This window comes from Planctomycetota bacterium (genome assembly GCA_035384565.1).
Taxonomy (GTDB): domain Bacteria; phylum Planctomycetota; class PUPC01; order DSUN01; family DSUN01; genus DAOOIT01.
Genome location: DAOOIT010000012.1, coordinates 61,398 through 75,511, shown reverse-complemented (window position 1 = coordinate 75,511; position 14,114 = coordinate 61,398). Strand labels below are relative to the sequence as shown.

The following is a 14,114-nucleotide window of genomic DNA, read 5'->3' as shown; positions in this document are numbered from 1 at the left end:
CCGGCCGCCCGGGATTCCGGCGGCAGAAGAGGGGCTGCTATGCGGGTGTGCGTGTTCTCTCATTCCTACGTCGTGGCGGCTAACCACGCGAAGCTGGAGCGCCTGGCGAAGATGCCGGGGATCGAGCTCTCGGTGGTCTGCCCACGCCGTGTGCGCCGCGAGTTCGGCGTCTACCCTGTCGAGCGTACCGCGCACCCCGACTACAGGATTGCGACGCTGCGAACGCTCTATTCGTCTCACACCTATCGTTTTCTCTACCTGGGGGCTGGGCGCACTCTCAGCCGCCTCAGACCCGATATCCTGCACATCGAGGAAGAGCCCTGGAGCCTCGCCGCGTGGCAGGCGGTCCGCCACTGCCGCCGCAGGCCACATGTGAAGGCCATCTTCTTCACCTGGCAGAACCTCCGGCAACGCCACGGCTTCCCCCACGACCGCATCGAACGCGCTGTGCACGCCGCCGCCGCCGCGGCTATCGCGGGCAATGCCGAGGCGGCCGCGATCCTCCGCGAGAAGGGCTTCCAGAAGCCAGTCCACGTGCTTCCTCAGTTCGGCGTGGACGAGCTGCGTTACGCGAGCCGGGACGAGCGTGCCCGCCGCGCGAGTCTGGGGCTGCACGCCTTCGTGATCGGTTTCGCCGGCCGCCTCGTGCCCGAGAAGGGGCTTGACACGCTCCTCGAGGCCGCTATGCGCCTTCCGCAGTCCGGCTGGAGTCTGCTCGTCGTGGGCGGCGGCCCCTTGCGAGACGAAGTTGCCCGCCGTTTCGCCCAGCCGCCGCTGGCGGGACGCGCGGTACTTGTCAACACCGTGCCGCATGCCGACATGCCGTCGTATCTGAACTGCATGGACGCGCTCGTCCTTCCGTCGCGCGAGGCACCGCACTGGAAGGAGCAGTTCGGCCACGTGCTGATCGAAGCGATGGCCTGCGGGGTGCCCGTCGTCGGCTCCACCTGTGGTGAAATCCCCAACGTGATCGCGGACGCCGGGCTCACCGTGCCCGAGGGAAGCCCCGAGGCGCTCGGGGAGGCGCTCGGCCGGCTGATGGGGTCGGAGCAACTCCGCCGCGACCTGGCCGAGCGCGGGCGTCAGCGCGTCCTCGCTCACTACACTGACGCTCGAATCGCCCAGGCGACGTTCGGCATCTACCGGGAGGTGCTGGGTCTATGAGAATCCTCGTCGTCGCGGGCTGGATGCATCCCGATGCCGAGGGGGGCAGCTTTCGCGTGGTCTATGAGGCGGGGCGCCGACTCGCTGCACGCGGACACGACGTGCACGTGGCGACCCAGCGCCTCGACCCGCGGCATGTCGCGGAGGAGGCGCTGGCGGGGATGCACATCCACCGCTACGACACGGCCGCCAAGAGCGGGTTGCGCTTCTATTGGTCCACAATGCGCGCCGTGGGGCAACTTGTGAGCCGCCTGCAACGCGAGGTCGGTTTCGACGTGGTGCATACCCATCATCCCGTCTCGGCTTTCGCCGCCGCGCGCGCGCGGGCGCTCAGGCAGGTCCCCCTCGTCGCTATCCTCCACTCCATCTATTTCATGGAGTACATGGACCGGCACGGGGAGGCGGAGCGGGCATCCCTGCGCCGCAAGCTCGCGGCTATGGCTCTGATGGCGCTCGATGGCGCCGTAGTGTCGCGGAGCCGGCGCCTGGTCGTCTTGAGCGACTTCATGCGGCGCTTGCTCTCCTCCTTCGCTCCGTCGGCAGCCGCGAAGGCCGAGACGCTGCCCGGCGGCGCGGACCTCGATTTCTTCCGTCCCGAGCCCCCGCGCCGCGACGCGCGAGCCAGGCTGCGTCTGCCGACCGACCGGGCGATCTTCCTGACGTGCCGCAGGCTCGAGCATCGGATGGGGCTGTTCGAGCTGATTGATGCAGCCGCGTTTCTCCGCGATCAGGGGCGCCGGGCACTTGTTCTCGTTGCCGGCCGTGGGGCGCTCGAGGAGGCCCTGCACCAGCGGGTCCGCGAGTTGAGGATCGAGGGGAGCGTTCGCCTGCTGGGCTATGTCGAGGAACGTGACCTGCCGCTCTACTACCGCGCCGCCGACTGCTTCGTGTTGCCTACGCGCGCGCTGGAGGGGTTCGGGCTCGTCACCGCCGAGGCGTTCGCGTGCGGCACGCCGGTGCTCGGGACTCCGGTGGGAGCGACGCCGGAGCTGCTCGCACCTTTCGATCCCCGGCTGATCACACGCGATGCGAGCCCCGCCGCGCTGGCGGAAGGGATGGCTCGCTTCCTCGACGAGTTCGAGGGCGACGTCGCCCTCGAGCAGCGCTGCCGCGCATACGCCGAAGCTCGTTTCTCCTGGGAACCCTTTGCCGACGGCCTGGAGCGTATCTCCCGTGAAGTGGCTGGCCGCTGACCGCCGCATGGAACTCGCCGTATTCGCCCTTGCGCTGGTGCTGCGCCTGGCGTGGGTGGGCGTCATTCAGTGCCGCGGAGGCGCCCTCTTCGGCCCGGATGCCGCGAGCTACGATGCGCTGGCCCTCAGCGTCCTTGACGGCAAGGGCCTGTGCAAGTGGGACTACCAGGGGCTCTTCAGCGACCCGAACCACGCCATACGCGTCTACTCGTTCCGTCCTCCGCTGCTGCCGCTTCTCCTGGCGGCGGTCTACGGCATCCTGGGGCACAGCTATGCGGTGGCCAGGGCGTTCATGGCCCTCTTGAGCGCGGCGACGTGCGTGGTCGTGCTTCGCACGGCGCGGGGGCTGTTTGGGCGGCGCGCGGGAGCCATCGCGGGCGCCCTTGCCGCTATCTACCCAGGGTTCATCTATTACTCGGGCGCCATCGTCACGGAGACCCCCTACATACTCCTCGTTTGCCTTGCGGTGAATGTCTTGCTCACCGCCCAGAGAGCTCAGAACGCGCTCTGGCGTTGGCCCCTGGCAGGCGCGCTGCTGGGGCTTGCCACGCTCTGCCGGTCCGCCCTGCTGGCCTTCGTCGCGCCCGTTGCCATCTGGGTGTTCCTCACGCGGCCGTCGAAGCGTTGGGCCGCCTGGGAGGCCGCTTTGGTCATCGCGGGCTTCTGCGCCCCGATGGGCGCCTGGTGGGGGCGGAATTATGCCATCCACCAGACGCTCGTCGCAGCAACCACGGAGGGAGGCTACACTCTCTGGGTCACGAACAACGAGCGGGCCGACGGCGGTGGCCACTGCTTCTGGCCCGACGACAAGGCGAGCTTCGACGGCCTGAGCGAGGTGCAGATTGACCGGAGGTTCTACCAACTGGGCGTGGCGTACATCCGCGCGCACCCGGGGCGCTTCCTGGAGCTTGCCGCTGCCAAGTTCGTGCGCTTCTGGAGACTCTGGCCGCACGCCTCGGAGCCGTCCGTGGGCCTCATCCCCGCGGTCATCGCGGGAGCGACCTTCACGCCGGTCCTCCTGCTCGCGGCCGCGGGCGCCTTTGCCGAACGGCGTCGCTGGCGCGACCTGTCCCTCCTCTACCTGCTCATCGCCTACTACACGGTTCTTCACATGGTGTTCATGGCCATCACGCGGTATCGGCTGCCGATCGAGCCGTTTCTCATCATCCTCGCATCACAGCGACTAGGTAGCCTGTGGAAGCAAGAGTGATAGATCTCTCCGTGCTGATCCCCACGTACAACGAGGCGGCGAACATCCGCCGCACTGCGGAGGCGACGCTCGCATGGCTGCGGCAGCAGGGCATGACCTGGGAACTGCTCCTCGTGGACGACGGGAGCACGGATGACACGCCGGCGATCGAACGCGAACTCGCCGCAGGGACGCCGGGCGTCCGGCATCTCCCGTGCTCGCCCAATCGGGGGAAGGGCTATGTCGTGCGCCACGGGATGTTGGCGGCGACAGGCGACATCCGCCTTTTCCTCGACGCCGACTATTCAACGCCCATTGACGAGTTCGAGCGCCTCCGGCCGCTCCTGGCGTCAGGCTGCGACATTGCGATCGGCACGCGGCGCGTCCCGGACGCCCGCATCGAGACGCGGCCGCCTGCCCACCGCCACATCCTCGGCGAGTTCTACGTCAGGCTCGCTCGCGGCATCCTGGGCAGCCGTGTGACCGACTTCAACTGCGGCTTCAAGGCCTTCCGTGGCCCCGCCGCCGAGCGCCTCTTCAGCCTCTCGCGCCGAGACGACTGGAGTTTCGACGCGGAGGTCCTCGTCCTCGCCGAGCGCCTCGGGTACCGCATCGGCGAGGCGCCGGTCCGCTGGGCGCATGTCCAGGCCACTTCGAAGGTTCGGCCGCTGCGCGACGGCTGGCGCTCGCTGCTGGCACTGTTCCAGATAGGCCGGGACATCCGCCTGGGTCGCTACCCAGGGGTCCGCTGAGCGCAGAGGTATTCGACACGTGGAACCGCAAGGCCAGGCTCACGAGGGGATCGTGCCCCGGGCAGCGGCGCGAGGCGAACTGCTCCGACGCTACGCGGGGCATGGGCTCACGAGCCTCTTCTGCTGGCTTCGCTACTGGCACTCGAACATTCCGGGCATCGAGGCCCACATCCCGCTCGAGGGCACCATTCTCGACCTCGGCTGTGGCCACGGCGTGCTGTCCAACTACCTGGCCATCCGTAGCCCGCGGCGCCGCGTGATCGGCTTCGACTTGTCGCCGCAGCGCATCGCGGTGGCCCGCGCGGCGGCCCTTCCCAACGCCGAGTTCCACTGCCAGGACATCTTCCGGTCGCAGCCCCTCCCCTGCCGCGCGATCGTCGTCGCCGATGTGCTGCACCATCTCCATTCGATTGCGGAAGGCGATGAGCTGGTGGCGCGCTGTGTCGAGCGGCTCCCTCTGCACGGCACACTGATCGTGAAGGAAATCGGCAAACGTCCACTGTGGAAATACTTATGCACACGCCCCGTAGACACCCTCTTCTACCGCGGCAGGGTCCACTTCCGCTCTCCGGCGCAGTTCGAGGGCCTTTTCGGCCGCCTCGGCCTCGATGCCACCTTCGTTCCCCTTCACGCCTGGCGCCCGCTCTCCCACGTCATGTATGTCTGTCGAAAGCACGGTTCCTGACCGGCGCGGCCTCTTCGTCTTCGGGGAAGACTGGACGCAGGAACGTCCGAACCCCCGCCCCCACGCGGAGCGCAGGGGCGAGAAGGGTGAGGAAGCATAGGGGCAAGCATGAGAGCCACACCTCTCCCGAGCGCTCCACTACGTTCGGGAGCCTAACCCCCCAGCGCGGGAACCTCCCGCGGGTTGCGAACCCGCGGGAGGTTGGCAAGGCCCCCGGCGCTCGTCTTTTCTGTTACCCTTCCGAAGGTGTTGAAACCTTCGGGAGGGAGACCTCGGGGGCACGCGGAGGTCTGAACTAGGCATGGCAACGACTCAGCGCAGCCCTCTGTGGGGGTCTAGAATCACACCGGAGAGGATGCCACATTCAGGAAAGGCCATGGATTGGCAGCCGGCGGGGGTGGGTTTGATGGACAGTCCTCTGAAGCCGTGCGCAAGTGACTTGCGTTCAACAACTTCAGGCTCATCAGGGTCTGGCGATCCCGACGCGGCAGCCGCTGGGGACCGCGGGACGAGGGCTGCGGTGGCGAGGCCTTGCCATAACCCTCTATGCCGCAACGCCTTACGCCCTCCGGCCATTCCCGCTCACATGCTTGCTCATCCCGCAGATGAGCGAATATGGCCGGAGCCGCGAGAATCGCCCATTCTCGCCCATCTACCCATGCTGTATCACTCTCCCCCTCACAGGGTTGATACAGCATGGACAGGCGACGCCCGCCAGCCACTCGGCACAGCCCTCCCCAGGAACCCCCAGGTCCGCCAGGAGAGGGCGTGCCCACACCCTCCACCGGCCAGGCGAGGCAAGATCGCCAAACCCCGAAGAGCCCAACTTCAGACATTGCAACCGCCTCCCCGGAGCGCCGCCACGCCATACTTGCTCACCGTGGAGGTGGGAGGAATTGAGCACGTATGGGCGGGAAGGCCGTAGAGCCGTCCGAATCGCCAAAGCGCCATACTTGCTCAACTGAGGGGGGGAGGGATTTGAGCAAGTATGGGCGGAGAGGCCATAGAGCCGCCCGGATCGGCAAAGCGCCCTACTTACTCATCTCCCGGCGGCAGGAGAACGAGGCAGCAGGGTAACGGGGTGCCTCATCTGCGTGAGCCTGGCGACGAGTAGGTGCGCTGGCGCCAGGCTCACTGGCCATGCCCCGCGTTCGGGTTCCTTGACTCGCCGCGCAAGTACTGGTAATGTATACGCATAGATTGAACGCTCCGCTCCACGTCCCTCCACCAGCTTCGACGCTATGGCGACAGGCTGGGCGGTCATATAGAACTCATGGGCGACCTCTACTTCTGCCTGCTCTGGCACCATCACCAGCCCTGCTACAGGGAAGGCCCCGAAGGGCCTTACGCCATGCCCTGGGTCCGCCTGCACGGCATCAAGGACTACTACGGCATGGCCTGGCTTGCGCGGCAGCATCCCGAGGTGCACCTGACGTTCAACCTGGTTCCCAGCCTGATCGCCCAGCTTGACGACTACGCGTCCGGCACGGCCGAGGAGGGCGCCCTCCGGCTGACGGCCAAGCCTGCCGCCGATCTCACGCCCTCCGAGGTGCAATTCCTGCTGAACGAGTTTTTCCACGCCAACCGCGACACGATGATCCGTCCCCACCCCCGCTACTTCGAGCTGTTGATGAAGCGCCGCTTCGCGACGAAGATGGCGTCGCAGGTGGCGGCGGAGTTCTCGCAGCGGGACTTGTTGGACCTGCAAGTGTGGGCCACGCTGGCCTGGTTTTTCCCGCGGTTGCTGCGCGACGATCCGGTTCTCCGCGCCCTCGTGGCAAAGGGGCGCTACTTCACGGAAGACGACAAGGCAGCGATGCTCGCGAAACAGCGCGAGGTGCTGGCGGCGATTGTGCCCATGTACCGCGCACTTCAGGATCGCGGCAGCGCCGAACTGACGGTCTCGCCGTTCTACCACCCCATTCTGCCGTTGCTCTGCCGGATGGAGTCGGCGCGCGAAGCGCTCCCCAAGCTGACCCTGCCGCGGCGGATGGCCGATTTCACCGAGGATGCGCGGGTTCAAGTCAAGCGCGCGGTGGAAGCGCACAGGGCGCATTTCGGGGGGGCCCCGCGCGGAATGTGGCCGTCCGAGGGCGCCGTGAGCCCCGAGGTGCCGCCGCTAGCCCGCGAGGCGGGCATTCAGTGGCTCGCCACGGACGAGGGCATCCTCTGTCGCAGTCTCGGTTGCGCCCTTCACCGCGATTCGAGCGGCCTGCTGGCGGAATGGCCCCAGCTTTACCAACCGTACCGCACTGCGGCCGGCGGCGCCGACATCGCGATCATCTTCCGCGACCGCGTGCTGTCGGACCTGATCGGCTTCCAGTACTATCACCGGCCCCCTCAGGAAGCCGCGCGGGATTTCGTCGGACGCCTCCTGGCCATCCGGAGGGCGGCGGACGGCAAAGACACGCTGGTGGCCGTGATCCTGGATGGCGAGAACGCCTGGGAGTATTACCGCAACAGTGGAGAGGACTTCCTGCACGAGCTCTACTCTCTCCTGGGCGGCACGCCCGGGATTCGGCCGCTCACCGTTTCTGAAGCTCTCGAGGCCCTCCCGCCGCGTGCGACTCTGCCCCGCCTGTTCCCCGGCTCGTGGATCAACAGCGACTTCGGCGTCTGGATCGGCCACGCGGAGGACCGCAGAGCCTGGGAACTGCTGGCGGCGGCCCGCGACTTTCTCGCCGCCCGTTCCGCGGCAGCTCCCGACACGCCCGGCCTCGCGGCAGCCTGGGAGGAACTCTACGTGGCCGAAGGCAGCGACTGGTTCTGGTGGTACGGCGACGATCGATCGTCGCTTCAGGACGCGGAGTTCGACCGCCTCTTCCGCCAGCACCTCGCCAACATCTACCGGCTCCTCGGCGAGCGAGTGCCCGACGAGCTGGCAGAGCCGATCTCGCAGCCGCATGCCCTCCTCTTCAGGCAGCCGACCGCATTCATTCGGCCAGCGGTGGACGGCAGCGGCGGGGGCTTCTTCGACTGGGCTGGGGCGGGCCTCTACACGCGGACTCACGACTTCGGCGTGATGCAGAAGGGGACCCCCGACGTCATCCAGCGCATCCATTTCGGCTTCGACGAGCGCGAGTTCTACCTGCGCCTTGACTTCGTGGCCGATCTGCTGCAGAATCTCCACGGGCCGGCGCGGGTGCTCCTGTGCTTCAGCGAGCCGCGGGACCTGAACGTCGAGGTCGGCGTCCTCGGGTCACCCCCCCTGCGAGTCCGCCTCGACGGACACGACGCCCCAGAGTGCCGCGCCGCGCAGCGCGAGGTGCTCGAGGTCGCCTGCCCCTTTGACGCCCTCGGGTTCCGGCCGCGCGAGCCGGTGCGTTTTCACGTGCGGCTGATGTCCGACGGCGTCCTGGTGGAGCGCGCGCCGCGAGCCGGCGTGCTGGCGTTCGAAGTGCCGACACCAGACTTCGAACGAGAGATGTGGCAGGCATGAGCCAGGGTCAGAGCGCGCCTCCGGAAGGCCGCCCGACGATAAAGGAGTGGCGCGAATGCCAGAGCTTCGCAAGGATCCGATCATGGGCCGGTGGGTGATCATCGCCACCGAGCGGGCGAAACGCCCGACGGACTTCCACGGCGAACCCCCCGAGCCCGCACCAAGCTTCTGCCCCTTCTGCGAGGGCAATGAAGACAAGACGCCTCCCGAGATCATCGCCTACCGCGCGGCCGGAACGGCGCCCAACCGCCCCGGCTGGCGCCTGCGCGTCGTGCCCAACAAATTCCCCGCCCTCCAGATCGAGGGCAACCTCGACAAGCGCGGCGTGGGCCTCTATGACCGGATGAACGGGGTGGGCGCGCACGAGGTGATCATCGAGACGCCCCAGCACGCCACCACCCTCACCGCGCTCGGCCAGCCGCAGATCCAGGACGTGTTGTGGGCCTACCGCGATCGCCTGGCGGACCTCAAGCGCGACGTTCGCTTCACGTATGGCATGGTCTTCAAGAACGTGGGCAAGACGGCGGGCGCCTCGCTGGAGCACACCCACTCGCAACTCATCGTGCTGCCCACGGTGCCTCGCACCGTGGCCGACGAGATGCGCGGCGGCAGGGCCTTCTACGACTACCGGGGTCGCTGCATCTTCTGCGACATCGTGAGCCAGGAGCTCGAGGATGGCGACCGCGTGGTGCTCGACACCGAAAAGTTCCTCGCCTACGAGCCGTACGCCGCGCGGTTTCCTTTCGAGACCTGGATACTCCCGAAACAGCACATGGCGCACTACGAGGAGATCGCCAAGCTCGGCACTGAGGAACTGGCGTACTGCCTGCGGATGACGCTGGCCAAGATCGAGAAGGCGCTGAACATGCCGGCGTACAATTACATCATCCACACCTCGCCCTTCGATGTAGGCGCCATTGATTACTACCACTGGCACATCGAGATCATCCCGCGGCTCACCAAGGTGGCGGGTTTTGAGTGGGGCACGGGCTTCTACATCAACCCCGTGCCACCGGAGACCGCGGCGGAGTTCCTGCGTAACATCGAGCCCTGACGTCCCCGAAGGGCAGAGTCCACACGACGCATCCCAGTAACCCGGAGGCCAGCGTGAGAATCCTCTTCGTTAGCGCCGAGGTCGTCCCCTTCGCCAAGACCGGCGGGCTGGCCGACGTCGCCGGAGCCATCCCCAGTGCGCTCCGCGCGCTCGGCAACGACGTCGCGGTCATCATGCCCTACTACCAGTCGGCCCGTCAGAAGTTCGCGGATCGAGTGGCCGACACGGGGCTGCGCCTCTCGGCCCCCCTGGGCGCCGAGACCCATACCGCAGCCCTGCTCCGTACCACCCTGCCGGGGAGCGACGTCCCCGTCTATCTGGTGGACCACCCGCCCTTCTACGATCGGCCGCAGCTCTACGGCACCCCCGCCGGCGACTACCCCGACAACGCCGAGCGCTTCATCTTCTTCTCGCGAGCCGTGCTGGCGGCGACACGGGCGCTCAACTGGGCGCCCGACATCTACCACTGCAACGACTGGCAGGCGGCGCTCGTGCCCGTGTACCTGAGGGCCGCGCACTCTGCCGACCGCTTCTATCACAACTCTCACTCAATCCTCACGATCCATAACCTGGCCTATCAGGGGGTGTTCCCTCGCGAGGCATTCGCGCTCACGGGCCTCGACTGGTCCCACTTCACCTGGCGGGAACTCGAGTTCTACGGGAAGCTCAACCTGCTCAAGGGCGGCCTCGTTGCCGCCGACCTGCTCACCACCGTCTCCCGCCGTTACGCCAAGGAGATCCAGACCAGGGAATATGGCTGTGGCCTCGAGGGGGTGCTCGCCGACCGGTCAGCCCACTTGCACGGGATCATCAACGGCATTGACTACACCGTCTGGGACCCGGCGACGGACCCGTACCTGCCGGCCCCGTACAGCCCAGACGACCTCGCGGGCAAGGCGGTGTGCAAGCGCAAAGTCCAGGAACTCTCGGGCCTGCCGCCACGCGATGTGCCTCTCCTGGGCATCGTGTCGCGCCTCGACGAACAGAAGGGGCTGGACCTGGTCGCATCCATCCTCCCCAACCTCGTCGAGCTGGACACTCAGTTCGTACTCCTGGGGACGGGCAAGCAATCTCTCCAGGATCTCTTCGCCGACTTCGCCAGGCGGTACCCGCGCCACGTTGCCGCGCACCTGACCTTCAGCAACGAGCTGGCCCACCAGATCGAGGCCGGCTGCGACATGTATCTCATGCCCTCCCGCTACGAACCGTGCGGGCTCAACCAGCTCTACAGCCTCAGATATGGCACGGCCCCCATCGTGCGCAAGACCGGGGGCCTCGCCGACACGATCACGAACTGCACTCCGACCAGCCTGGCCAAGGGCACGGCCAATGGCTTCAGCTTCGAGACCTATGCCGCCCCTGCCCTCTTGCATGCCGTGCGGCGCGCCCTGCGGCTCTACAGCAACCCGCGCGCCTGGCGCCGACTCATCCAGACGGGCATGCGGCAGGACTGGTCGTGGAACAAGAGCGCCCGGGAGTACCAGGCCCTCTACCTGAAGGTCCACTCCTGATCCCTCCACCTCCCAGGAGGAGGGCGGAATATGGCGATGACCCGCGAGTGGCTGAGCAGCATCTTCGAGATCTCGAAGAGCATCAATGCCACGGTCGAGCTCAATGACATCCTGGACGTGATCGCCAAGGAGGTCCGCCGCCTCACGGCCTTCGACCGCCTCGTCCTGGGCCTCCTTGACGAAGCCGGGCGCCATCTCAGGCTCCTGGTTCCCGTCTCGCACCCGGGCACCACGCGCTCCAGCGGAGCGCTCATAGACCTCGAGGGTCACGTGCTGGGCGAGGTTGTTCAGAGCCGCCAGCCCCTGGCCATCGCGGACCTGCGCGTTGAGTCTCGCTTTCCGGGCGACCTCCCGCTCGTCGAGGAGGGCGTGATCTCCTGCCTCGCACTGCCCCTGGTTTCGAGCCAGCGCGTCCTGGGCGCCCTTGCTTTTGCGCGCCGAACACTCGACCCCTTTACCGCCACCGACATCGAGCTTCTGGCCAGCATCGCCGAGCAGGTGACGGTGGCCATTGACCGCGGCAAGCTCTTCGACGCCGAGCGCAAGCGGTCGCATCACCTCGCCATCATTAATCAGGTGGCGCGGCGCGCCCTCAGTATTCTGGACCTCGACGCCCTGCTGGCCGAGACCGCGGTGCTGATCCAGCAGCAGTTCGCCTACTACGATGTTTCGATTTTCCTGGTGGACCGGCCGGCCAACGAGGTCGTCTTGCGCGCCCAAGCGGGCGCCTATAAGGCGGCCTCGGTCATCGGCTATCGCCAAGCCATCGGCGTCGGCATGGTCGGCTGGGCGGCCAAGACCGGCGAGACACTGCTCGCCGACGATGTCACCCGCGACCCCCACTATATCCTGGCCTTCGAGGGCGAGCGCTCGTCGCGCTCGGAACTCGTCGTCCCCATCAAGATCGCGGGGGACGTCGTCGGGGTCATCAACATCGAGTGCACGGAACAGGGAGCCTTCGATCTCACGGACGCGACGGCGCTCGAGACCCTTGCCGACCAGGTGGCGCAAGCGATCGAGAACGTCCGCCTGTACGACGAGATGCGCTATCTCAAAGAGCTCGACGAGAGCATCCTGGCCGCCATCCCTTCCTCAGTGCTGGTCGTAGATCGCGTTCGCACCATCGTGGCCGCCAACGCCGCCGCCAGCCAGCTAGTGCAGCACCCGCGCGAGGAGTTGATCGGCCAGAGTCTCGACCACTTCCTCGAGTTCGACCCCACCTTCGCCCCGTCGCTGCATCGGGCCATCGAGGCCCTCATTGACGGCGAGGGGCCGCGGACCTTCCCCGCCGTCCCCATCGCACTGCCCCGTGGCAGGTGCATCGCGGACATTCATCTCAGCCCTGTCGCCCGGCGCGCCCAACGGCGAGCGCTGGTGTTCATCAACGACATCACCGACCGCCGCCTCGCGCAAGAGGCCCTCCTGCGTGAGAAGCAGAAGCTGGACGACGTCGTTTCGGCCATGGGGGCGGGCCTCGCCCTGATCGACCCCGACCTCACCATCGCGTGGTGCAACAAGACCATCAACCGCTGGTTCGGCAACGACAGCTCCCTCGTGGGCCAGAAATGCCACATTCTCCACTCGAGCCAGCAGCTCCCCTGCCCCAACTGCCGAGCGCTGCTGACGTTCACGACCGGTGAAGCACAGTCCGACACCCAATGCAGACACAGCGAGCGCCTCGGCACGCGTCACTTCCAGAACATCTTCGCCCCGATCCGCGACGCCGCCGGCAACGTCACCCAGATTCTGATGCTCGCCTCCGATGTGACCGAGCACGTGCAGAACATCGAGCGCCTCGCCCTCCTCCACAAGCTGAGCCAGGTCATGCAGGGCGTTGTGGAGCTGGACCGCCTCCTTCACATGGTGCTCGTCTGCGTCACGGCGGGCCCTGGCCTGGGCTTCAACCGAGCGTTCCTGCTCCTGGTGAATGAGGACCGCACCCTGCTCGAGGGCCAACTGGGCGTCGGGCCGACTTCTCACGAGGAGGCATCGAGAATCTGGCGCGAACTCTCCCAGCGGGCGCAGACGCTCGACGATCTGCTGGCGACGGTGGACGCGGCGAGGACAGCGGAGGGGAACGCCATGCGCTATCTGGCCCGCCAGATTCACATGCCGCTCTCCGACACCCAGCAGGTGCCCGTGCGCGCCCTCGTGGAGCAGCGCCCGCTCCTGGTGGCCAACGCCGACCTCGGGGTGAGCCCCTCCCTGCGGTCGCTTCTCTGGGCGCGGCAGTGTGTCTGCGTGCCCCTGATCGCGCGCGACGACGCGTTGGGCGTCATCATTGCCGACAACGCCTTCACCGACCATCCCATCGGCGAGCGCGAGGTCGAAATGCTTCAGACCTTCGCCAACCATGCCGGCCTGGCCATCGCGGCGGCCACCGCCTACAAACGCCTGGAGGAGAAAGTCGCCGAACTCGAGGAGACGCGCGACCGCCTCGTCCGCTCCGAGCGCCTCGCGGTCGTCGGCAGGCTGGCCGCCCACGTGGCCCACGAGATCCGCAATCCCCTGGCCACCATCGGCGGCTTCTCCCGCGCGATCCTCCGAGCCACCACCAACGCACCCAAAGTCGAACGCAACGCGCGAATCATCCTCGAAGAGGTGGAACGCCTGGAGCAAATCCTGGCCAATGTGATGAACTTCTCGAAGCCCGGCACCCCGGTCCTCCGCGAACGCGACCTCAACGAGTCGGTCGAGGCCCTCTGCTCCTTCCACGAGAACGTGTTCGCCGAACGCCACATCGTCGTGCACAAGAAGCTCGACCCCAACTGCCCGCTCCTGCGCTTCGACCCGGAGCAGATCCGCCAGGTGCTGCTCAACCTCTGCCAGAACGCCATCGAATCCATGCCCAACGGCGGAGAACTCACCATCACCACCCGAGCCCTCGCGGACCGGGTTGAGGTGGTGCTTACGGACACAGGACAAGGCATGTCCGAGAGCGTCCGCGAGAACCTGTTCCAGCCGTTCTTCACCACCAAAGTCGGCGGCACAGGGCTGGGGCTCTCCGTCAGCCAGAAGATCATCCACGACCATGGCGGAGAGATCCTGGTTGACAGCGCACCGGGCGCGGGCAGCTCCTTCACGCTCTCGCTGCCCATTCCCGAGAAAGAAACGCATTGAACCCCAG

9 protein-coding genes are annotated in these 14,114 nt (G+C 67.0%); all 9 read left to right on the top strand.

Going from position 1 to position 14,114, the window contains the following annotated elements:
- The first annotated feature begins 39 nt into the window (after positions 1–39).
- Positions 40–1,164: a glycosyltransferase gene (locus PLE19_06575; protein HPD14592.1), complete on the top strand. Its 1,125-nt coding sequence runs from the start codon at positions 40–42 to the stop codon at positions 1,162–1,164.
- Positions 1,161–2,357 carry a glycosyltransferase family 4 protein gene (locus PLE19_06570; GenBank protein ID HPD14591.1) on the top strand — a complete coding sequence of 399 codons (1,197 nt, stop codon included), beginning with the start codon at positions 1,161–1,163 and terminating at the stop codon, positions 2,355–2,357. The genes PLE19_06575 and PLE19_06570 overlap by 4 nt, the downstream gene beginning before the upstream one ends.
- Positions 2,338–3,567, top strand: coding sequence for a glycosyltransferase family 39 protein (locus PLE19_06565; GenBank protein HPD14590.1), 1,230 nt, complete (start codon positions 2,338–2,340; stop codon positions 3,565–3,567). Before PLE19_06570 ends, PLE19_06565 begins: the two co-directional genes overlap by 20 nt.
- A complete protein-coding gene (locus PLE19_06560; protein HPD14589.1) occupies positions 3,564–4,298 on the top strand; it encodes a glycosyltransferase family 2 protein in 735 nt (244 codons plus the stop codon). The genes PLE19_06565 and PLE19_06560 overlap by 4 nt, the downstream gene beginning before the upstream one ends.
- 19 nt (positions 4,299–4,317) lie before the next feature.
- Complete coding sequence (locus tag PLE19_06555; GenBank protein ID HPD14588.1) at positions 4,318–4,983, top strand: class I SAM-dependent methyltransferase; 666 nt, start codon at positions 4,318–4,320, stop codon at positions 4,981–4,983.
- A 1,273-nt stretch (positions 4,984–6,256) separates the two neighbouring features.
- Positions 6,257–8,422: a glycoside hydrolase family 57 protein gene (locus PLE19_06550; protein HPD14587.1), complete on the top strand. Its 2,166-nt coding sequence runs from the start codon at positions 6,257–6,259 to the stop codon at positions 8,420–8,422.
- Between the two features lie 55 nt (positions 8,423–8,477).
- Positions 8,478–9,476 carry a galactose-1-phosphate uridylyltransferase gene (gene galT / locus PLE19_06545; GenBank protein HPD14586.1) on the top strand — a complete coding sequence of 333 codons (999 nt, stop codon included), beginning with the start codon at positions 8,478–8,480 and terminating at the stop codon, positions 9,474–9,476.
- 53 nt (positions 9,477–9,529) lie between these two features.
- Positions 9,530–10,987: a glycogen synthase GlgA gene (glgA, locus tag PLE19_06540; GenBank protein ID HPD14585.1), complete on the top strand. Its 1,458-nt coding sequence runs from the start codon at positions 9,530–9,532 to the stop codon at positions 10,985–10,987.
- Between the two features lie 30 nt (positions 10,988–11,017).
- The gene (locus PLE19_06535; GenBank protein ID HPD14584.1) at positions 11,018–14,107 is read left to right on the top strand and encodes a GAF domain-containing protein; all 3,090 of its coding nucleotides are present in this window, start codon (positions 11,018–11,020) and stop codon (positions 14,105–14,107) included.
- Positions 14,108–14,114: the final 7 nt, after the last annotated feature.